Annotated in this window: 20 protein-coding genes; 14 read left to right on the forward strand and 6 right to left on the reverse strand. The window is 67.5% G+C overall.

Annotated features, from left to right (window positions below):
- Nucleotide 1 precedes the first annotated feature (1 nt).
- The 14 genes from F1654_RS09595 to F1654_RS09660 are packed head-to-tail and all read left to right on the forward strand — an operon-like array spanning nucleotide 2 to nucleotide 15,599.
- Entirely contained in the window at nucleotides 2-1,285 is a 1,284-nt protein-coding gene (locus tag F1654_RS09595) for a ferredoxin:protochlorophyllide reductase (ATP-dependent) subunit N (RefSeq protein WP_150023406.1), read from the forward strand.
- Nucleotides 1,282-2,889, forward strand: coding sequence for a ferredoxin:protochlorophyllide reductase (ATP-dependent) subunit B (gene bchB, locus F1654_RS09600; protein WP_150023290.1), 1,608 nt, complete (start codon nucleotides 1,282-1,284; stop codon nucleotides 2,887-2,889). The genes F1654_RS09595 and bchB overlap by 4 nt, the downstream gene beginning before the upstream one ends.
- Nucleotides 2,864-6,634: a magnesium chelatase subunit H gene (locus F1654_RS09605; RefSeq protein WP_150023291.1), complete on the forward strand. Its 3,771-nt coding sequence runs from the start codon at nucleotides 2,864-2,866 to the stop codon at nucleotides 6,632-6,634. The genes bchB and F1654_RS09605 overlap by 26 nt, the downstream gene beginning before the upstream one ends.
- A 22-nt stretch (nucleotides 6,635-6,656) precedes the next feature.
- A complete protein-coding gene (gene bchL, locus F1654_RS09610; RefSeq protein ID WP_199200528.1) occupies nucleotides 6,657-7,556 on the forward strand; it encodes a ferredoxin:protochlorophyllide reductase (ATP-dependent) iron-sulfur ATP-binding protein in 900 nt (299 codons plus the stop codon).
- Nucleotides 7,556-8,254 (forward strand): magnesium protoporphyrin IX methyltransferase, encoded by a 699-nt coding sequence (gene bchM / locus F1654_RS09615; RefSeq protein WP_150023292.1) that lies wholly within the window; start codon nucleotides 7,556-7,558, stop codon nucleotides 8,252-8,254. Before bchL ends, bchM begins: the two co-directional genes overlap by 1 nt.
- A complete protein-coding gene (locus tag F1654_RS09620) occupies nucleotides 8,251-9,684 on the forward strand; it encodes a BCD family MFS transporter (protein ID WP_150023293.1) in 1,434 nt (477 codons plus the stop codon). The genes bchM and F1654_RS09620 overlap by 4 nt, the downstream gene beginning before the upstream one ends.
- Nucleotides 9,685-9,708: 24 nt before the next feature.
- Nucleotides 9,709-10,479 carry a photosynthetic reaction center subunit H gene (gene puhA / locus F1654_RS09625; protein WP_150023294.1) on the forward strand — a complete coding sequence of 257 codons (771 nt, stop codon included), beginning with the start codon at nucleotides 9,709-9,711 and terminating at the stop codon, nucleotides 10,477-10,479.
- Between the two features lie 17 nt (nucleotides 10,480-10,496).
- Nucleotides 10,497-11,165, forward strand: a complete 669-nt coding sequence (gene puhB / locus F1654_RS09630; protein WP_199200529.1) for a photosynthetic complex putative assembly protein PuhB — start codon at nucleotides 10,497-10,499, stop codon at nucleotides 11,163-11,165.
- A gap of 22 nt (nucleotides 11,166-11,187) precedes the next feature.
- A complete protein-coding gene (puhC, locus tag F1654_RS09635; RefSeq protein WP_150023296.1) occupies nucleotides 11,188-11,670 on the forward strand; it encodes a photosynthetic complex assembly protein PuhC in 483 nt (160 codons plus the stop codon).
- Nucleotides 11,667-11,960 carry a hypothetical protein gene (locus F1654_RS09640; RefSeq protein ID WP_150023297.1) on the forward strand — a complete coding sequence of 98 codons (294 nt, stop codon included), beginning with the start codon at nucleotides 11,667-11,669 and terminating at the stop codon, nucleotides 11,958-11,960. Before puhC ends, F1654_RS09640 begins: the two co-directional genes overlap by 4 nt.
- Nucleotides 11,957-13,045: a magnesium-protoporphyrin IX monomethyl ester (oxidative) cyclase gene (gene acsF, locus F1654_RS09645; RefSeq protein WP_150023298.1), complete on the forward strand. Its 1,089-nt coding sequence runs from the start codon at nucleotides 11,957-11,959 to the stop codon at nucleotides 13,043-13,045. Before F1654_RS09640 ends, acsF begins: the two co-directional genes overlap by 4 nt.
- 8 nt (nucleotides 13,046-13,053) lie before the next feature.
- Nucleotides 13,054-13,830, forward strand: a complete 777-nt coding sequence (gene puhE, locus F1654_RS09650; protein WP_150023299.1) for a putative photosynthetic complex assembly protein PuhE — start codon at nucleotides 13,054-13,056, stop codon at nucleotides 13,828-13,830.
- Nucleotides 13,831-13,845: 15 nt separating this feature from the next.
- Entirely contained in the window at nucleotides 13,846-15,066 is a 1,221-nt protein-coding gene (hemA, locus tag F1654_RS09655; RefSeq protein WP_150023300.1) for a 5-aminolevulinate synthase, read from the forward strand.
- The gene (locus F1654_RS09660) at nucleotides 15,033-15,599 is read left to right on the forward strand and encodes an isopentenyl-diphosphate Delta-isomerase (RefSeq protein WP_150023301.1); all 567 of its coding nucleotides are present in this window, start codon (nucleotides 15,033-15,035) and stop codon (nucleotides 15,597-15,599) included. The genes hemA and F1654_RS09660 overlap by 34 nt, the downstream gene beginning before the upstream one ends.
- A gap of 143 nt (nucleotides 15,600-15,742) precedes the next feature.
- On the opposite strand, the gene pufM is transcribed toward F1654_RS09660, so the two are convergent.
- The 6 genes from pufM to bchY form a co-directional block, all read right to left on the reverse strand.
- Nucleotides 15,743-16,669, reverse strand: coding sequence for a photosynthetic reaction center subunit M (pufM, locus tag F1654_RS09665; RefSeq protein ID WP_150023302.1), 927 nt, complete (start codon nucleotides 16,667-16,669; stop codon nucleotides 15,743-15,745).
- A gap of 13 nt (nucleotides 16,670-16,682) precedes the next feature.
- Nucleotides 16,683-17,504, reverse strand: coding sequence for a photosynthetic reaction center subunit L (gene pufL, locus F1654_RS09670; RefSeq protein WP_150023303.1), 822 nt, complete (start codon nucleotides 17,502-17,504; stop codon nucleotides 16,683-16,685).
- A 146-nt stretch (nucleotides 17,505-17,650) separates the two neighbouring features.
- Nucleotides 17,651-17,830, reverse strand: a complete 180-nt coding sequence (pufA, locus tag F1654_RS09675; RefSeq protein ID WP_150023304.1) for a light-harvesting antenna LH1, alpha subunit — start codon at nucleotides 17,828-17,830, stop codon at nucleotides 17,651-17,653.
- A 12-nt stretch (nucleotides 17,831-17,842) separates the two neighbouring features.
- The gene (pufB, locus tag F1654_RS14190) at nucleotides 17,843-17,983 is read right to left on the reverse strand and encodes a light-harvesting antenna LH1, beta subunit (RefSeq protein ID WP_150023305.1); all 141 of its coding nucleotides are present in this window, start codon (nucleotides 17,981-17,983) and stop codon (nucleotides 17,843-17,845) included.
- A gap of 127 nt (nucleotides 17,984-18,110) precedes the next feature.
- On the reverse strand, nucleotides 18,111-19,565 hold the full coding sequence (gene bchZ, locus F1654_RS09685; protein ID WP_150023306.1) for a chlorophyllide a reductase subunit Z: 1,455 nt from the start codon (nucleotides 19,563-19,565) through the stop codon (nucleotides 18,111-18,113).
- Nucleotides 19,559-21,139 carry a chlorophyllide a reductase subunit Y gene (gene bchY / locus F1654_RS09690; protein WP_150023307.1) on the reverse strand — a complete coding sequence of 527 codons (1,581 nt, stop codon included), beginning with the start codon at nucleotides 21,137-21,139 and terminating at the stop codon, nucleotides 19,559-19,561. The genes bchZ and bchY overlap by 7 nt, the downstream gene beginning before the upstream one ends.
- Between the last annotated feature and the right edge of the window lie 4 nt (nucleotides 21,140-21,143).

A 21,143-nucleotide genomic window follows, 5' to 3' on the forward strand; every position in this document is an offset into this window, starting at 1 on the left:
CCTGGCTTGCGCCCCGGACACAGCCATCGCCGCTCCCGGCGCCAAGCGGGACGTCCTGCGCGAGCGCGGCCAGCGAGAGGTGTTTTGCGGCCTCACCGGCATTGTCTGGCTGCACCGCAAGATCCAGGACGCCTTCTTCCTGATCGTGGGTTCGCGCACCTGCGCCCATCTCATGCAGTCGGCCGCCGGGGTGATGATCTTCGCCGAGCCGCGCTTCGCCACCGCCATCATTGAAGAGCGCGATCTGGCCGGCATGGCCGACGCCAATGACGAGCTTGACCGCGTCGCCGCCCAGGTGCTGGCCCGGCGCCCGGACATCAAGATGCTGTTTCTGGTGGGCTCCTGCCCCAGCGAAGTGATCAAGATGGACCTGTCGCGCGCCGCCGAGCGGCTCAACGCCGCCCATGACGGCGTGCGGGTGCTGGCCTATTCGGGCAGCGGCATCGAGACCACCTTCACCGAGGGCGAGGACACCTGCCTGGAAGCGCTCGTGCCCGAACTGCCCGCCGAAGACCCTGACGCGCCCGCCTCTCTTTTGGTGGTGGGGGCGCTGGCCGATGTGGTGGAGGACCAGTTCGCCCGGCTGTTCGACATGCTGGGCGTGGGCCCGGTGCGGTTTCTGCCTGCGCGCAATGCGTCCGGTCTGCCGCCCGTGGGCCCCAACACCCGCTATCTTCTCGCCCAGCCCTTCCTGGGGCGCACGGGCGCAGCCCTTGAGGGCCGGGGCGCCAAGCGCATCGCCGCGCCGTTTCCACTGGGCGCCAGAGGCACCGAAGCCTGGCTGCGCGCCGCGGCGGACGCCTGGGGCGTGGACCGCGAACGCTTTGAGACCGTGGTCGCCGCGCCGCGCGCCCGGGCCGCCAAGGCTCTGGCCCGCCATCGCGAGGCGCTGAGCGGGTGCAGCGTGTTCTTCTTCCCTGATTCCCAGCTGGAAATCCCGCTGGCGCGCTTTCTCCATGAGGAGCTGGATGCGCGCCTGATCGAGGTGGGCACGCCCTATCTCCATCGCGGTCATCTCGATTGCGAGCTGCCGCGCCTGCCCGCGGACGTGCTCCTGAGCGAAGGCCAGCACGTGGACAGCCAGCTCGACCGCTGCCGGGCCGCGCGTCCGGACCTGACGATGTGCGGGCTGGGCCTGGCCAATCCGCTGGAGGCCGAGGGCCTGTCCACCAAATGGGCCATCGAGCTGGTGTTCACCCCCATCCAGGGCTTCGAGCAGGCCGGCGATCTGGCCGAGCTGTTCACCCGGCCCCTGCGCCGCCGCGACGTGCTGAGGGTCTCATGAAGCTCACGGTCTGGACATATGAAGGTCCGCCCCATGTGGGCGCCATGCGGGTGGTCACCGGCATGAAGGACGTGCACTTCGTGCTGCACGCCCCCCAGGGCGACACCTATGCCGACCTCCTCTTCACCATGATCGAGCGGCGCGGCCATCGCCCCCCGGTGACTTACACCACCTTCCAGGCCCGCGATCTGGGCTCGGATACGGCCGAGCTGTTCAAGGATGCGGCAAAAGACGCCTATGAGCGCTTCAAGCCCGCCGCCATGCTGGTGGGCGCCTCGTGCACGGCGGAGCTGATCCAGGACGATCCTGGCGGGCTCGCCACCACGCTGGGCCTGCCCTGTCCGGTGCTGCCGCTGGAGCTGCCCTCCTATATGCGTCGGGAGAACTGGGGCGCGTCGGAAACCTTCTACCGCCTGGTGCGCGGGCTGGCCGGACCTTACGCGCCGGCCCCGGGCGAGGCGCGCGCCGAGCGCCGCCCCGGCCCGCCGCGCTGCAATCTTCTGGGCGCTTCGGCGCTGGGCTTCCGTCACCGTGACGACGTCAAGGAAATCACCCGCCTGCTCGCCCGCATGGGCATCGAGGTCGCCGTCAGCGCGCCCATGGGCTCGGGCCCGCAGGACATCGCCCGGCTGGGCGAGGCCGATTTCAACGTGGTGCTCTATCCCGAAATCGCCGAAGAGGCCGCCCGCTGGCTGGAGAAAGCTTTCGGCCAGCCGCGCACCACCATCGTGCCCATCGGGGTCAGCGCCACGCGCGACTTCATCGAGGAAGCCGCCCGGCTCGCCGGGGTCGATCCCGCGCCTGCGCTGGAGGATGGCGATCTGCGCCTGCCCTGGTGGTCACGCTCGGTGGACAGCAATTACCTCACCGGCAAGCGCGTCTTCGTGTTCGGCGACGGCACCCATGCCGCCGCCGCCGCGCGCATCGCGGTGGAGGAAATGGGCTTCGAGCTGGTCGGGCTGGGCGCCTATAACCGCGAGTTTGCGCGCCCTGTGCGCGAGGCTGCGGCCCGCTATGGCGTCGAGGCGCTGATCAGCGACGATTATCTCGAGGTGGAGGCCGCCATCGAGGCCGCCGCGCCCGAGCTGGTGCTGGGCACCCAGATGGAGCGCCATATCGCCAAGCGCCTCGGGATTGGCTGCGCGGTGATCTCCGCCCCGGTCCATGTGGAGGACTTCCCCGCCCGCTACGCGCCCCAGATGGGGTTCGAGGGCGCCAATGTGATTTTCGACACCTGGGTGCATCCGCTGGTCATGGGGCTCGAAGAGCACCTTCTGGGCATGTTCCGGGAGGATTTCGAATTCGGCCACGACGCCGGACCCTCTCACCTGGGCGCCCATGGCGCGCCGCGCGCCGCGCCTGCGGCGGCGGCGTCCGAAATCATGCATGAGCTTATGCCTGCCGCCCCGGCCCGACCGGCCGGGGATCAACCCGAGACAGCTGACGCCGTGTGGCGTGAGGACGCTCTGGCCGAGCTGAAGAAGATCCCCTTCTTCGTGCGTGGCAAGGCGCGCCGCAACGCCGAAGTCTACGCCGCCGAGTGTGGCGCAGAGGTGATCACGCTGGAGACGCTTTACGATGCCAAAGCCCATTTTGGCCGCTGAGGCGGTCCCGATACGCGTCGTCATCGTCACGCTGGACAATCATCTGGCGGGCGCCGCCGGACGTGCGCGCGACGCCCTGCGCGCCGACTATCCCGGGCTGGAGCTCGCCTTCCACGCCGCCGCCGACTGGGCCGCCAGCCCGGACGCGCTGGATCGCTGCCGCGATGACATTGCGCGCGGCGACATCATCGCCGCCAACATGCTGTTCCTGGAGGACCATATCCAGGCCGTCCTGCCCGCCCTGCAGGCGCGTGCGGGCGAATGCGACGCCATTGTGGGCTCCATGTCCGCGCCGGAAGTGGTGCGCCTGACGCGCCTGGGCGGGCTCGACATGAGCGCGCCCCAGAGCGGGCTGATGATGGCGCTCAAGAAGCTGCGCGGGGGAGCGTCCAATAACGGCGCGCCCAAGGCGGGCGGCAAGAGCCAGATGGCCATGCTGCGCCGCCTGCCCAAGCTGTTGCGCTTCCTGCCGGGCAAGGCCCAGGACCTGCGCGCCTTTTTCCTGACCATGCAATACTGGCTGGCCGGGTCTGAAACCAATTTCGCCAACATGATCCGCAATCTGGTGGACCGCTACGCTGCGGGACCGCGCGCGGGTCTTCGCGGGCGGGTGCGTGTTGCGCCGCCGGTGGAGTATCCCGAGGAAGGCCTCTACCACCCCGACTGCCCCGGCCGCATCGCCGAACAGGTCTCGGCTCTGCCGGCCGGGCGCCGCGCGGGCAAGGGGACGGTGGGCCTCCTGGTCATGCGCTCCTATCTGCTGGCGGGCGACACCGCCCATTATGACGGCGTGATCCGCGCGCTGGAGGCCCAGGGGCTGGATGTGATCCCGGCCTTCGCCAGCGGGCTGGATGCGCGCCCGGCGGTGGAGCATTTCTTCATCGAGCAGGGCAGGGCGCGCGTGGACGCGGTCATCTCGCTGACCGGTTTCTCGCTGGTGGGCGGGCCGGCCTATAATGATGCGCGCGCCGCCGAGGCCCTCTTGGCCAAGCTGGACGTGCCGTATCTGGCCGCCCATCCGCTGGAATTCCAGTCGCTGGAGGACTGGCGCGCCAACACCGCCGGTCTGACCCCGGTGGAAGCGTCCATGATGGTGACCATCCCCGAGCTGGACGGCGCCACCAATCCAATGGTGTTCGGCGGGCGCTGCGCCGATGGCGAAGTGTGCCGGGGCTGCGCGCGCCAGTGCGCGTTCGCGCCCGGCCATCCGCGCGCCATGCAGGTGTGCGCCGAACGCGCCGAAATGCTGGCTGCGCGCACCGCACGCCTGGTGGCCCTGCGCCGCGCGCGGCTGAAAGAGCGCAAGATCGCCGTGGTGCTGTTCAACTTCCCGCCCAATGCCGGGGCGGCGGGCACAGCGGCGAACCTGTCGGTGTTCGCCTCGCTTCATAATCTCCTGCGCGCCATGAAGGCCGAAGGCTATAACGTGGAGGTCCCCGACAGCATTGACGCCCTGCGCGCCGCGCTGCTGGAGGGCGATCCCGAGCGCTTGGGCACGGACGCCAATATCCTGGCGCGCATTCCTGTGGCCGATCATGTCCGGCGAGAGCGCTATCTCAAAGACATCGAGGCCCAGTGGGGTCCGGCGCCGGGCCGCAAGGACACTGATGGCCGCTCGATCTACGTCATGGGCGCGCAGTTCGGCAATGTGATGGTCGGCCTGCAGCCGGGCTTCGGCTATGAGGGCGACCCGATGCGCCTTCTGTTCGAGGGCGGATTTGCACCGACCCATTCCTTCTCGGCCTTCTACCGCTATCTGCGCGAGGATTTCGCCGCCGACGCGGTGCTGCATTTCGGCACCCATGGCGCGCTGGAATTCATGCCGGGCAAGCAGACCGGCCTGTCGGGCGAGTGCTGGTCGGACCGGCTGATCGGCGATCTGCCCAATTTCTATCTCTATTGCGCCGACAACCCGTCCGAAGGCCTGATCGCCAAGCGGCGCAGCGCGGCCACCCTGATCAGCTATCTCACCCCGCCCATCTCCAAGGCCGGGCTGTACCGGGGCATGACCGAGCTCAAGGCCTCGCTCAGCGACTGGCGCCTTCTGCCCCCCGATGCGACCGCCGCGCGCCGCGATGGGCTGGCCGAGCTGATCCAGTCGCAAGCCGGCGTGCTGGATCTGGCCGCGCCCGAGCCGGTCTGGACCGGCGCCCATGTCAGCGAGATCGAGGCGCTGCGTGATCAGCTCACCGAGCTGGAAGCCACCCTCATTCCCAATGGCCTGCATGTGCTGGGTGAAATCCCCGATGACGCGGCCCAGCGCGATCTATTGTCCGCCATCGCCGAGATCGAGCGCGGGGCGCCGCCGCCCGACGCGGCGCTGGACGCGCTGATGGAAACCGGCCAGGCGGCCTCGGCCCTGTCGCTTCTGCCCGCCGCCCAGCGCGCCCAGTGGGCGCCGGTCTTTGACCGTCTGGCGGCGACCAAATCGGGCCTGGCCGCCAACCGCGAGCTGGAGTCGACCCTGCGAGCCATTGGCGGGCGCTTCGTGGCGCCGGTGGCGGGCGGCGATCTGGTGCGCAATCCCGACATCCTGCCCACCGGGCGCAATCTGCACGGCTTTGACCCCTTCCGCCTGCCCAGCCCCTGGGCGGTGCGCGACGGCGCGGCCCAGGCCCGGCGCGTCATCGACCGCCATGTGCAGGACACCGGCGCTGTTCCCGAAACCATCGCGCTGGTACTGTGGGGCACCGACAATCTCAAGACCGAGGGCGGGCCCATCGCCCAGGCGCTGGCCCTGATTGGCGCGCGCCCGCGTCAGGATTCCTTCGGACGTCTGTCTGGCGCGGAGCTGATCCCGCTCGAAGAGCTGGGCCGGGCGCGCATTGACGTGCTTATGACCCTGTCGGGCATTTTCCGCGATCTCCTGCCCCTGCAGACGAAAATGCTGGCGGAAGCCGCCTATCTGGCCGCCACCGCCGACGAGCCCGCCGAGCTCAATCCCATCCGCCGCCATGCGCTGGCCTATGCCGCGGCCCACGGCGTGGACATGGAAACCGCGGCCTTGCGGGTGTTCTCCAACGCCGACGGGGCCTATGGCGCCAATGTCAACCAGCTGATCGACAGCGGCATGTGGGATGACGAGAACGAGCTGGCCGACGCCTATCAGACCCGCAAATGCTACGCCTTCGGCCGCAACGGCCAGCCGGCCAAGCAGGACGGGCTTCTGGGCGCCATCCTGGCCGATGTGGACATGGCCTATCAGAATCTCGATTCCATCGAGCTGGGCGTCACCACCATCGACCATTATTTCGATACGCTGGGCGGGATCGGCCGGGCGGTGAGCCGGGCGCGCGGCGGGGCCGAGGCGCCGGTCTATATCGGCGACCAGACCTCGGGTGAGGGCAAGGTGCGCTCGCTGTCCGAACAGGTGGCGCTGGAAACGCGCACCCGCATGCTCAATCCGCGCTGGTACGAGGCCATGCTGCGCCACGGCCATGAAGGCGTGCGCAATATCGAGGCCCATGTGACCAACACCATGGGCTGGTCGGCCACCACCGGCCAGGTGGACCCCTGGGTCTATCAGAAAATCACCGAGACCTATGTGCTCGACGAGGCCATGCGCGAGCGGCTCGCTGCGCTCAATCCCAAGGCCTCTGCGCGCCTGTCTGAACGCCTGATCGAGGCCCATGAGCGCGCCTACTGGCGCCCGGATCCCGAAACCCTGGCCGCGCTCCAGCGCGCCGGAGAAGCTCTGGAAGACCGGCTGGAGGGCGTCGCCCCCGCCGCTGTGAAAATCGCATGACCGCGTTTGCAAGGATCTCCACATGACCATGCTGAACATCAGCCGCACCATCCCCCGCCCCCCTGACGGAGAGGGCAGCGTGCAGGTGCATCTGGACCCCTCTCTGGGGATCGATTCAGCGAAGGTCTTCGCCGTGTACGGCAAGGGCGGGATCGGCAAGTCCACCACCTCGTCCAATCTCTCGGTGGCCTTCTCCAAGCTGGGCAAGCGGGTGCTGCAGATCGGCTGCGACCCCAAGCATGATTCCACCTTCACCCTGACCAAGCGCCTGGCGCCCACCGTGATCGACGTGCTCGAGAGCGTCGATTTCCACACCGAGGAACTGCGCCCCGATGACTATGTGTTCGAGGGCTATAACGGGGTGATGTGCGTGGAAGCGGGCGGCCCGCCTGCGGGCACGGGCTGCGGCGGCTATGTGGTCGGCCAGACGGTGAAGCTGCTGAAAGAACACCACCTGCTGGACGATGCCGATGTGGTGATTTTCGACGTGCTGGGCGATGTGGTGTGCGGCGGCTTCGCCTCGCCCCTCCAGCACGCCCACCGGGGCCTGATCGTGGCGGCCAATGATTTCGATTCCATCTTCGCCATGAACCGCATCATGGCCGCCATCGGCGCCAAGTCGAAAAACTACCAGGTGCGTCTGGGCGGGGTGATCGCCAACCGTTCGGCGGCCACCGACCAGATCGACCGTTTCGCCGCCGAGACCGGGCTCAACCGCCTGGCCCATTTCCCGGATCTGGACGCCATCCGCCTGTCGCGCCTGAAAAAGCGCACCCTGTTCGAGATGGACTCAAGCCCCGAGCTCGAGGCGGTGAAGGAAGAATATCTGCGCCTGGCCGCCTCGCTGCTGGCGGGCATCGATCCGTGCGTGGCCACGCCCATGAAAGACCGCGAAATCTTCGACTTCCTGGGGTTCGAATGATGGCTGACACCACCTATCATCAGCGCCGCGACGCCCTGGAGACCTATTTCGACCGCACGGCGGTGGAGGCCTGGGCCAAGCTCACCTCCGAAGCGCCAGTCAGCGGCGTGCGCGCCACCGTGCGCGCCGGACGCGACAAGCTGCGCGAGACCTTCCTGTCCTGGCTGCCGTCATACATGGGCGGCGAGGCGGTGCTGGACGCGGGCTGCGGGGCGGGCCAGCTGGCCTTCGCCATGGCCGCGCGCGGCGCCCATGTGGAGGCGGTCGACCTGTCGCCCACCCTTCTGGACCTGGCCGCCGAGCGCGCGCCGAAGGACCTGCCCGGCACGGTCCGCTTCCGCGCCGGCGACATGCTCGACGCGTCCGCCGGTCCGGTGGACCGGGTGGTGGCGATGGATTCGGTGATCCATTACGGGCCCGAGGACATGACCGCCATGATCGCGGCTCTCGCCGGCCGGGCGCGCACCTCGGTGATGTTCAGCTTCGCCCCGCGCACGCCGCTCCTGACGGTGATGCATGCGGCGGGCAAGCTGTTTCCCAAGTCTGACCGCGCCCCGGCCATCGTGCCGATCTCCGAGCAGGGCCTGCGCCGGCGCATCGGCGCCCATCCGGGCCTGCAGGACTGGCGCATCGGGCGCACCGTGCGCATCGACAGCTTCTTCTACATCTCCCAGGCCATGGAGCTGGTGCGCCGATGAAACGCGACGGGGCCCGTTTTTCACGCCGCTGGGCGCAGCTGGGCATCGCCCTGCTACCCTTTGCCGATGCGGCGACGAAGGACCTGCCCCTAAGCCAGATCCTGCGCCTGTCCCTGTTCCAGATTTCCGTGGGCATGGCCGCGGTGCTGCTCACCGGCACGCTCAACCGGGTGATGATCGCCGATATGGGCATGCCCGCCGTCCTGGTGGCGGTGATGGTGGCCCTGCCGCTGGTGTTCGCCCCCTTGCGCGCCCTGATCGGGTTCAAGTCCGACACCCATGTCTCGGCGCTGGGCTGGCGGCGCGTGCCGTTCATCTGGTTCGGCTCGCTGATGCAGTTTGGCGGGCTGGCGATCATGCCGTTCGCCCTGATCCTTCTGTCGGGCGATTCCAACGCTCCGGCCTGGGTGGGCTTCGCCGCCAGCGCGCTGGCCTTCCTGCTGGTGGGCGCAGGGATGCACACCACCCAGACGGCGGGACTGGCGCTGGCCACTGATCTGGCCACCGAGGAGAACCGCCCGCGCGTGGTGGCGCTGCTCTATGTGATGCTGCTGGTGGGCATGGTGCTCAGCGCCATCGTCATCGGCCTGCTCCTGGTGGACTTCTCCGAGCTGAAACTGATCCGGGTGGTGCAGGGGGCGGCGGCGCTGACCATCATCCTCAATATCGCCGCGCTGTGGCGCCAGGAAGCGCGCGCGCCCGAACTGACCCGCGCCGGCCGCGACCGGCCAAGTTTCGCTCAGGCCTGGGCGGTATTCGCCGCCAGCGGCCGGCATATGCGCCTATTGGTGGCGGTGGGCCTGGGGGCTGCGGCTTTCTCCATGCAGGACGTGCTGCTGGAGCCCTATGGCGCGGAAGTGCTGGGGCTGTCGGTGGCGGGCACTACGGTGCTGACCGCCTTGTGGGCGGCGGGCGCGCTGGCGGGCTTCGGCCTGGCCGCGCGCGGTCTCGGCGCCGGATTCGACCCCCATCGCCTGGCCGCTTACGGCATGGTGGTGGGCGTGTTCGCCTTCGCTTTCGTGATCCTCTCCGACCCGCTGGGCTCGCCCATCCTGTTCCAGGCCGGCGCGGTGCTGATCGGTCTGGGCGGCGGCCTGTTCGCCGTGGGCACGCTGACCGCGGTCATGGAGCTGGGCAAGGGCAGCGGATCAGGCATGGCGCTGGGCGCCTGGGGCGCGGTGCAGGCCACGGCGGCCGGCGCGGCCATCGCCATTGGCGGGGGGGTGCGCGATCTGGTCGAAGCGTTCGCCCAAGCCGGCCATCTCGGCCCGGCCATGACCGGTCCCTCGGTCGGATATTCAGTCGTCTATCACATCGAAATCGCGTTGCTGTTCGCCGCCCTGGCGGCGATCGGTCCGCTCGCCCGCCATGCCGGCGGCCTGGCGCAGCGCAAACCCGGAAAGTTCGGCCTGGCCGAATTCCCCGGATAAGAGGCTCGAAAGGGAGGCCTTATCATGTCTGACGGAGCGATTATCGGGTCACTGGACCTCACAACGCTGCTCTTCATGGCGTTCACCTTGTTCTTCATCGGCCTGGTCTTCTACCTGCGCCGCGAGGACCGGCGCGAGGGCTATCCCCTCGAGGCCGACACCACCGGCAAGCTGGAAGAGCCCGGCGCGGTGTGGTTCCCCACCCGCAAAGCCTTCAAGCTGCCGAGTGGTGAGACGGTCTTCAAGCCGGACATGACCCGCGACGCCCCGTCGCCCAATATGGAGCGTCTGGCCGTGTGGCCCGGCGCCCCGTCCCAGCCGGTGGGCGATCCCATGGCGGCGGGCGTCGGTCCGGGCGCCTACGCCCAGCGTGAGGACAAGCCGGACCTGACCCATGAAAACCTGCCCAAGATCGTGCCCATGCGCGCCCTGCCGGACTTTGACGTGGCCCGGCCCAAGATCGATCCGCGCGGCATGACGGTGATCGGCGCCGATGGCGAAAGCGCCGGCGTGATCAGCGATATCTGGGTCGACCGGGCCGAGGCGCTGGTGCGATATTACGAAGTCGAGCTGGCTAAAGGCGGACGCAAGGTGCTCTTGCCCTTCGCCTTCACCAATATCCGCGGCAAGGCGCGCAAGGCCCTGGTCAGCGCGATCCAGGCCAGCCAGTTCGCCGGGGTTCCCGCGCACAAGTCTCCCGACCAGGTCACGCGCCTCGAGGAAGAGAAGATCAGCGCCTATTACGGGGCGGGTACGCTGTACGCCACGTCTGACAAAGCGGAGCCGTGGTTCTGATGTGTGATCCTGACAAAATGAAGCCTGAGCCCATTCCCGGCCTGCCGGATGATTTGCCCGAGGGCGAGCGCGTCCTCTGGCAAGGCGCGCCTGACTGGAAATCGCTGGCGGTGCATGTATTCCACATCCGCTTTGTAGCGCTCTATTTCGCCGTGCTGATGACCTGGGAGGCCAGCGCCACCCTGTCAGGCGGCGGCGGGGCGGGGCTGGCGGCCTCCACCGCCTCGCTTCAGGCGCTCACCGGCGCAGCGGCCATCGCCCTGCTGTGCCTGTTCGCATGGCTGATCGCGCGGTCCACCGTCTACACGATCACCTCAGGCCGGGTTGTGATACGCGCCGGCGTGGCCCTGCCCAAGGCGGTCAACATCCCGTTCGCCATCATCGGCTCGGCGGCGCTCAATGTGCGCGCCAGCGGTCATGGCGACATCCCGCTCCAGCTCAGCGGCCCGGACCGGGCGGCGTATCTCTCGCTGTGGCCGCATGTGCGTCCGTGGCGGCTGAACAACGCCCAGCCCATGCTGCGCGGCGTGCCTGACGCGGCGAAGGCGGCCGAGGTGCTGGGCGCTGCGCTGGCAGAGAAAGCCGGCCAGTCGCCGGTGCGCGTGGCCAGGACGGCCAGCGCCAGGCCGGCCGCGCGCCCGCGCCGCCAGCCCATGCCGGACCGCGCCGCCGCCGCCAATTCATAACGGACCAGCAGGAGTGTCACCCATGTCCCAGAGCCGTCAGGAAATCATCCACCAGCGTGCGGTCTTCGCCATGTGCGTGCTGGTGGTGGCGACCATGATCATCGCGGCCTTCGCCCAGTGGACCGGGGCCGGCGCGCGATATGCGCCGGGTGATGATCCGGTGTTCTCCGCCGAGCTGTTGTTCGACGATGGCGCCCGGGGCCTGGTCACGGTTAACAATGCCGCCAATGGCGCGCGCCTCATTGAGTATGGCGAGAATGAGGGCGTGTTTGTACGCGGCGTGATGCGCACTGTCGCACGCCAGCGCCGCATGCGCGGCCTGGGGCGCGAGACCCCCGTCCGGCTCGCCCGGTTCGAGGACGGCCAGCTCTGGCTGATCGACCCGGCCAGCGGGGTGAACATCTATCTCAACGCTTTCGGCCCGGACAATCGCGATGCGTTCGACGATCTGCTCGAGCGCAGCACAGCCAGCCTGCGCGCCGAGGCCGCCGGAGGCCAGCCATGAGCCGCAATCCCCGCCGTTTTGACGTGAACTGCACCATCGAGGTGGAGCACACTAACGAGCATCTCCACGCCCATGTGGCGCTGGAGGGCGATGTGCCGATCTATCCGGGCGACCGGGTGCGCGTGCACGGCTCTCCCATCACGGTCCAGTACGGCGAGGCGGCCCGTTATGACCGGGTCGCCACCGTGATGCGCGCGGGCTGGCTGTCACGTCAGTGGACGCGCCTGATGGCGCGTCTGGAGATCATGGAACTCTACGAAGTCAGCTTTTCAGCCGCGAGGAAACTATGACCACCGCGACCCTAGACGCCGCGCCCGCCGGGCGCGCCCGCACCGAGCCGAGCGAAACCACGCGCCTGGCCCAGACCGACACCATTCTCAGCCCGCGCTTCTACACCACCGATTTCAAGGAGCTGGACGCGCTGGGCGTGGACGCCGTGCGCGCCGAATGGGACAAGCTGATCGCGGAGATGGAGGCCGATCCCAATCGCGGCCATTTCAAGCGCACCGAGGCCTTCGACAATGCGCTGATGAGCCTGCCCGAAGGGCTGCGCAAGGAATTCGTCGACTTCCTGGTCAGCTCGCTGACCTCGGAATTCTCCGGCTGCGTCCTGTACGGGGAGATCGTCAAGAACACCTCCAACCCCGACTGGCGCAAGCTGTTCAAGATGATGGCCCGCGATGAGAGCCGCCATGCCGGCTTCATCAATACCTGTCTGAAGGATTATGGCATCGGGGTGGATCTGGGCTTTCTGACCAAGACCAAGAAATACACCTTCTTCAAGCCGAAATTCATCCTGTACGCGACCTATCTGTCGGAGAAGATCGGCTATGCGCGCTACATCACCATCTACCGCCAGCTCGAGCGCAATCCGCAATACCAGTTCCACCCGATTTTCAACTGGTTCAAGGAATGGTGTAATGACGAATTCCGCCATGGCGAGGCCTTCGCCCTGATCATGCGGGGCAATCCCGAACTGTTGCGGGGCGTCAACAAGCTGTGGATCCGCTTCTTCCTGGTGGCGGTCTACGCCACCATGTATGTGCGCGATCACAACCGGCCCCATTTCCATGCGGCGCTGGGCGTTGATCCCACCGAGTACGACCACGAGGTGTTCGCCCTCACCACCGAGATCACCCGCCAGGTCTTCCCGATCACGCTGGATACCGACAGCCCCAAATTCCGCGCCGGGCTGGAGCGCATGCGCGCCATCAGCGCGCGCATGGACGCGGCCAAGGCGCAAGGCGGGGTGATCGGCGGCCTCAAGCGCGGCGTGTGCGCGCTGCAGGCTTTCGGGACGTTTGTGGGCCTCTATATGCACCGGGTCGAGCGCAATGATGCGCCGGACACCGTGCGCCTGCAGCCGGTCTGGTAGGCGCGCCCATGAGCCTGATCGCCCCCATCCTGGCCACGCTGGCGCTCTGGTGGCTGTCCACCGGGATCATTCTGGTCCTGGGCGAGCGGTCAGATGGGGCGCGGCGGGCGGCCATGGCGGCGGCGGGCGTTCTGGCGCTGGCCGGGATGGCGGGCGTGTGGGGCCTGCGCGACATCACCGCGCCCATGGCCGCCTATGCCGGGGCGCTGAGCGCGCTGGCGATCTGGGCCTGGCACGAGATGAGCTTCCTGTTCGGCTATGTCACCGGACCCAACCGGGCGCCCTGCCCGCCGGGCCTGACCGGCTGGCCGCGCTTCCGCGCTGCGGCGGCGACCCTGATCCATCACGAGCTGGCGCTGGCCGCCACGGTGATCGGTCTGGGTGTGATGAGTCTGGGAGCGGCCAACGCAGTGGCCTTCCAAGTGTTCGCCCTATTGTTCGTCCTGCGCCTGAGCTCCAAGCTCAACCTGTTTGTGGCCGCGCCGCACTTCACCGACCATTTCCTGCCGGGCCGGCTGTCGCATCTGCGCAGCTATTTCAGCCCCCGCCCGGCCGGGGCCTTCTTCGCCGTGACCACCGCCGCCATGGCGGTCGTGGCCGGCGCCCTGTTCTGGGCCGCAGCCTCCGCCGCCTCGCCGTTCGAGGCCGCCGCCTTTGCGCTTTTGGCCACGCTGGCCGCTCTGGGGGTGCTCGAGCACCTGTTTCTCGCTCTGCCCGTGCCCGACGGGGCGCTGTGGCGGTGGCTGCTTCCGGCGCGCGACCCGCGCCGCTCGCCTGATCTGTGACGGAAGGAACGTTCCATGGATTTCGACGCGTTTTTCCAAGACTCGCTCGCCCGCCTCAAGTCCGAGGGCAATTATCGCGTCTTCGCCGACATCGAACGGCGCAAGGGCGCCTTCCCCTGCGCCACCCGCCACCATGAGGATGGCGAGAGCGAGGTCACGGTCTGGTGTTCCAACGACTATCTGGGCATGGGCCAGCACCCGGTGGTGCTCGAGGCCATGCACGAGGCGCTTGAGCGGTGCGGTGCGGGCGCCGGCGGCACGCGCAACATCTCGGGCACCAATCATTATCACGTGCTGCTGGAGCGCGAGCTGGCCGATCTGCACGGCAAGGAAGCTGCGCTCCTGTTCACCTCGGGCTATGTGTCCAACTGGGCCACGCTGGGCACGCTGGCCTCGCGCATTCCCGGCTGCATTGTCCTGTCCGACGCGCTCAATCACGCCTCCATGATCGAGGGCATCCGCCATTCGCGCGCCCAGAAGCATGTCTTCGCCCATAATGACCCGGCCGATCTCGACCGGCGCCTGAGCCAGCTCGATCCGGACGCGCCCAAGCTGGTAGCGTTTGAATCGGTCTATTCCATGGATGGCGACATCGCCCCCATCGCCGAGATTTGCGACGTGGCCGAGCGCCATGGCGCCATGACCTATCTTGATGAAGTGCACGGGGTGGGCCTGTACGGCCCGCGCGGCGGCGGCATCGCCGAACGCGAAGGGCTGATGGACCGCATCACGGTGATCGAGGGCACGCTGGGCAAGGCCTATGGCGTGATGGGCGGCTATATCGCCGGCTCGGCGGCCATGTGCGACTTCGTGCGCTCCTTCTCCTCGGGCTTCATCTTCACCACCGCCCTGCCGCCCGCCGTGGCGGCCGGCGCGTGCGCGGCGGTGCGCTATCTCAAGACGTCCCAGATGGAGCGCGAGCGCCAGCGCCGCAATGTGCGCCTGGTGCGCGCGCGGCTGGCGGGCATCGGCATTCCCACGCTGGACAATCCCAGCCATATCGTGCCGGTGATGGTGGGCGATCCGGTCAAGTGCAAGCGCATCAGCGACTGGCTGATGGCCACGCACGGAATCTATGTCCAGCCGATCAATTATCCCACCGTGCCCAAGGGGACCGAGCGCCTGCGCATCACCCCCTCTCCGGTGCACAGCGACGGCGATATTGACCGGCTCATCGCAGCCCTGTCGGAAATCTGGTCGGAATGCGCCCTGCACAGAAACTACAACGTGGCCTGAGCGGCCGGTCCGATTACCGTATCATCCCCGCCATAGCCGCGGACGGAACGCGCTATCCCGTCGACAAGATGGAAGCGCACCGCCAGGGCCTGTTGCATGATGCGGTGTCGGTGTTTGTGTTCGACGGCGCCGACATGCTCCTGCAGCAACGCGCGGCGGGCAAGTATCACTGCGCGCTGATGTGGGCGAACGCCTGCTGCACCCATCCCGACTGGGGCGAGCGCCATGAGGCGAGCGCGCGCCGGCGCGTGCGCGAGGAGCTGGGCGCGGACCTGCCCCTGACCGCCTGCGGCGAGACCACCTATCACGCCGATGTGGGCGGCGGGCTCATCGAGCATGAGCGCGTGCGCCTGTACCGCGCCCGGGTGGACCGGCGCGATCTCGTCCTCAATCCCGATCCTGCCGAAGTGGCGCAGGTGCGCTGGATCAGCCGCCCGGCCCTGATTGCGGAAATCGCCGCCGCGCCGGACCGCTTCGCACCCTGGCTGCGCATCTATCTCGAACGCTGGGCCGCGCTGGGACTGGACCGTTAGGGTTTCTCTGAGCGCCCGCTGGCGGCGCGCCGCCCGAGTGCTTCTCCTCATTTCACCAGACAAAAAGAACCCCCGGGCCGCGCGTGCGGTCCGGGGGTGGGGGGGGTCTTACCGTCAGCCGGGACGGGAAGGCGGTTCCGCTCTCAGAGCGGGCGCGCGATCCCGTTCTCGCTGGCCCAGATGAACCAGTTGTCCACTACAGTGCCTGTGATCAGGATCCCGATACCGCCGGTGAGGGTGGTCAGGACCGCGAACCACCAGGCCCAGCGGTGAATGGACTCCATTGTGGCGTTGAAGCCCATGGTCCAGCGCCAGAACAGCGCGGCCCGTTCGGTGGCCGTGCCCCGGTCGCTGATCTGCTCGATCTCCCGGTCGCCGCCATAACGGCCCACCGCCAGGATGGTCGCGCCATGCATGGCGAAGAGCAGGGCTGACCCATACAGGAAGGTGATCGAGAGCATGTGGAAGGGGTTGTAGAACAGGTTCCCGTACATAAGGGAGAAATTGTTCGTCCAGTCCAGGTGCGTGAAGATGCCGAAGGGCACCGCCTGGGACCAATCGCCCATCAACATCGGCCGGATGAAGCCCAGCACCAGATAGAGGAAGATCGCCGAGGCGAACGCCCAGGCCACATGCGTGCCCAGGCCCAGCTGGATGGCGCGCCGGTAGGTGCGCACCCACCACAAGATGATGGAGGCTGTCAGGAAGAACCCGGCCAGTATGTACCATCCGCCCTCATTGAGAGGCACGAAAGGCTGGAAGCCGTATTCCGGCCCCGGCGGGTCCAGGGTCAGCCAGAAGAACTCCCGCCCGAAGGCGATGGGATCCCAGTTGACCGAGGCCAGCATGTTGAAGCCGATGATCTCGATGGCGATGAAGCCGCAGATGAGCGACGCCACGCCGGTGAAGCCGAGATAGATCGGGCCGATCTGGGCGTTGCCGATCCGTCCGATCAGATGGCTGAAAAAGCCCTTGCCGGTCCGCGCCTCGTCACCCGGGGGCAATTCGACCCCCGGCTCGACAGGACCGCGGACCTGAACCTGGGTGAAGATATTCTGATAAGTGGTCATCATATGTCTCCGCTCAGCTCCAGATCGGCAGCTCGCGCCACCAGCTCCACCAGTCCACCCATGACCGGACCCACGGGCCGGAAATGATCATGCAGACCGCGCTCCAGAAGCCCGCCGAGAGAGCCAGGAACAGCCCCAGCCGGTGAATCCCCAGCGGGCCGATGGAATAGCCCAGGATGTCCCGGAAGAAGGTGTCCTCATGGTCGGGGGTCTTCACCGTCTTGCCCTTGCCGGGATTGGTGGCCGACAGGACCAGCGCGCCATGCAGCGCCAACGCGAACGTGGTGACGAAGAAGAAGCTCACCGCGATCATGTGCGCCGGGTTGTAGTGGAAGTTGACGAAGGCGTAGCCCACGTTCGAGACCCAATCGAGATGACTCATGATGCCGTAGGGGAAACCTTCCCCCCAGGCGCCCAGGAGCAAGGGCCGGAAGATGTTCAAGGTCGCAAAGGCCAGGATCGCCACCCCGAAAGCGATGGGCACGTGATAGCCGATGCCCAGCTTGCGGCAGATCTCCACCTCCCGCAGGGCCCAGGAAACAAAGGCGCCCGTCGCGCAGATCGTGATGATCTGCCACAGCCCGCCTTCACGCATCGGCGCCAGGGCGAGCCCGTAGCTGATGTCAGGCGGCTGAATGTCGATCAGCCAGGGGTTCCAGGTATCGCCCAGAGAGGCGGCGTAAAGGATCAGGCCGGTGCCGATCGCCGAGAAGAACAGTGTCGTCACGCCGAAAAAGCCGACAAAGAAGGGGCCAATCCAGAAATCGAACAGATCTCCGCCGATAAGCGTCCCGCCTCGGACCCGATATTTGCGCTCGTAACTCAATAATGCCATTGCACTATCTCCGTTATCGGTCGCCCGGGCGGCGCCGGGCGCCGTAGCGCCCGGCCCCGCTGTACGGCCGTCAGGATTGACCAGAACGCTATTGCGCGTCTGGCTCGCCGCCCGTCAAAGACGGCGTCAAAGCGCCGGCCAACTCGTTACAAGTTGACAGACTCGGTCGTAATGGCGGCCATGCCGCCACCTGCGGCGCCATCAATCCAGTTGTACCGCTCGCTAGAGAGCAGGATGAAATGGATCAGGATGGCCAGGGTGAAGAGGAACACGAACAAGGCGATAACCGCCCGGCGCGGATCGAAAAGAAGCCAGATTTTCCACATGGTTCTTTCCTCCTAACCGAGCCACGGACGCCAGAACCACACGAGAACGTGGGCGACGACCGCAATTGCCGTGAATCCAAGGAAGCTAGAGACGAAGATCTTGTGAAACTCCTTCGCCTCTCCTTCCGACAGTCCGGACATTGAGTCACTCATGAGACATTACTCCCATAGACGCTGCGGCATCCCCGCAGCGGGTCATGCCGGGCCAAGCGTGGTCCGGCACGTTCCCGGACCGGCTCATCACCGGTCCGGAACGCAGGAAGGAAGGGTTTGCGCGCGCTCACGCGCCTTGCCTTTCCAGAAGAGATGTCTCGCCTGCGCGCACATGCGCCAGGCTCACGCGGGCCGCGCCGTCCTGGCGCGCGCGCGCTTCAGCTGCGTCACGCAGGCGCTTGGCGGCTGAAATGCGGGTCAGGACCGGCTGACGCTCCACCAGGGCGTCGAGCGCGTCGCGCGCCTCGGCCTCCCAGGTCAGCTCGCGCGCCAGACGCGCGGGCGTGGCCGGCGCGCGGTCCATGTCGGTCGCCAGCGGCAGGATGTGGAACAGGGCGTCAAACAGGGCGTTACAGGTTTCCTGTACCAGATAGGTCGCCCCGGCATAACCCATGAAGGGCGTGCCGGTATGGCGCCGGATCACCGCGCCGGGGAAGGAGGCCGGGATGTATTGGCTGCGCGCCCCGCTCTCGGCCAGATACATGCGCTCGTTATAGCTGCCGAACAGGATGAAGGGCGGCGTGTCCTTGATCGCCTGGCGCACTGCGGCGTTGTCAGGCTTCACCCCGGCGCAGCGCGAGACGGCGAACGTGCACGGCAGGCCCATCTCGTCGGCCAGGAAGTGCTTGAGGCCCCGCGCATAGGTCTCGTTGGCCACGATGGCGAAGCTTGCCGTGCCGAAGAAATCCTGGGTCACCGAGCGCCACAAATCCCACAAGGGCTTGATGGTGGTGTGACGCTCGCGCTCGATGAAGGGCTCGGCGTCCAGACCGAGCAATTCGGCCAGGGCGCGCAGGAATTTGGTGGTGGAGTGCAGGCCGATGGGCGCCTGCAGATAGGGCATGTCCAGCTCTTCGCAGAGCAGGCGCCCGAACTCGCGGTACATGCAGATATTTACGTCCGCATCCACCAGGCGCGGCACATTGGCCAGATGGCTGCCCAGCGGCATGACCATGTTCACATCCGCGCCCAGCCCCTCCACCAGACGGCGGATTTCAGCCAGATCGGAGGGCATGTTGAACATGCCGTAGGACGGGCCGATGATATTCACGCGCGGCCTGGCGCCTTCGGCGCGCTTTTTGGCCTTGGGCCGCTTGCCGTGCTTGGCGCCGTACTCGGTCCATAGCCACAGCAATGCGCGGTCCGCGCTCTGCCACTGGTCCTCGTCGATGGTGCGCGGCAGGAAGCGGTGGATATTCATGCCTTCGGGCGTGACCCCGCCGCCGATCATCTCGGCGATGGAGCCGGTGACCACCACGGCGGGCAGGTCCGGCTCCAGCACGGCATGGGCGCGCTTCATGGCCTCTTCGGTGCCAGCGCCCATCTCGTCTTCGCTCAGGCCCGTGACCACGATGGGCAGCTCGTGCGGCGGCAGCGCGTCGGTATAGTGCAGCACCGAGGTGACGGGCAGGTTCTCGCACCCGACCGGCCCGTCGATCACCACCTGCAGGCCCTTGATCGCGGTGAACACATACACCGCGCCCCAATATCCCCCGGCCCTGTCATGATCGAGCACTAGCATCCTGTGGGCGCCTCGATCGCTTTTTGGCGCGCCTGTTCGGCGCTGATGCGCTTGCGCGCTTCCTTCATGCGGAAGGTGCGGCTGTCTTCGGGCGTGGTCTCCCAGACGCCCGCTGCATGCCCGGTCCCCACGCCCTCGAAGAAGGCGCGCATCTCGTCAAAGCGCGGCTTGGAGGCCATGGCGGCGTTGACCACATCGGCCAGCGAGCCGGCGCCCGCCGGACCCATCAGGGGCCGGGCCGAGATCAGATTGGTGAAGTAGAGCGAGGGCGTGCCGCTCTCCTTGACCGCCTGCACCACGGGCGTGGTGCCGATGGCCAGGTCCGGCTTGAACTCGTCCACCGCGGCCAGATCCTGTTCCAGCGAGGCGCGGAAGCGCACCTGGACGCCATGGGCTTCCAGCCAGGCCAGATCGGCCCCAGACCACGGCGTTTTTGGACAGGCCGTGCCTACATAGCGCACATCGGCTCCGCTCTCGACCAAGAGGCGCGCCACCAGCAATTCCGAGCCCTCATAGCCCGACAGGGTGATGCGCCCCTTGATGGGCTTGGCCGCCAGCGCGCCCTTGATGGCGGGCAGCACGGCCTGCTTGGCCGCTTCGATCTTGGCCGCCGGGACATTGGCGGCCTCGCCAATGGCTTCCAGCCAGGCCGCCGTGCCGTCCAGGCCCACCGGCGCCGAGCCGACAATGGCGCGGCCTGCGGCCTGAAACTCGCGGATGGAGGCGGTGTAGAAAGGATGGATCGCGCCCACCACCGGGCTGTCGAGCGCGGCATAGAGCTCGCGCCATTCGCGCGTGGGGACCACCGGCCCGGCGGCCAGCCCCATGGGGTCGAGCAGGCGCCCGATCACCACCGGATCGGCCGGGAACATCTCGCCCAGCAGCGTCACGGACGGGCGCTCGTCGCGGGCGCGGTCGGGCGCCTGGACCGGGCCCAGCTCGGCCTCGGTGCGCGCATAATTGAGCATGGCGCCCGCCAGCACGTCCTTGGCCTCGGCATGGGTGGGCACGCCAAAGCCTGGCACGTCTATGCCGATAATGCGCACACCATTGATATCCTTGGGCAAAAGCCGCAGCGGCACGCCCGAGGCGGTGGGCACGCACAGATTGGTGATCACGATGGCGTCGTAGTGCTCGGGATCGGCCAGATCGAACACCGCGTCGCGAATGTCCTCGAACAGCTTGCCCGTGACCAGGGTTTCGGAATTGAACGGCACATAGCCCACCGTCCGGCGCGCGCCGTAGAAGTGGGAGGTGAAGGTCAGCCCGTACACGCAGCACGCCGAGCCCGACAGGATCGTCGCCGTGCGCCGCATGCGCAGGCCCACGCGCAACGAGCCGAAGGCCGGGCACATGGACTGGGGCTGGTCATGCGGCCCCTTGGGATAGTCTTTTTCGTATTGCTCCAGGATTTCGGCGGCCCCGGACGCGGCGGCCTGGGCGCGCATTTTCTCCGCGCCAGCATGGCAGCCGGATGCGTTGGCGTCCGCCGGCACGGCCTCTTCGCGCGGCGCAGCTGCGTCGCCGGCGCCCTGAGGGCGCGTATTGAGGAGGGTGACGGTGTCTTTGGCCATGGCC

It is taken from the genome of Alkalicaulis satelles, assembly GCF_008630495.1.
GTDB classification, from domain to species: Bacteria; Pseudomonadota; Alphaproteobacteria; order Caulobacterales; family Maricaulaceae; genus Oceanicaulis; species Oceanicaulis satelles.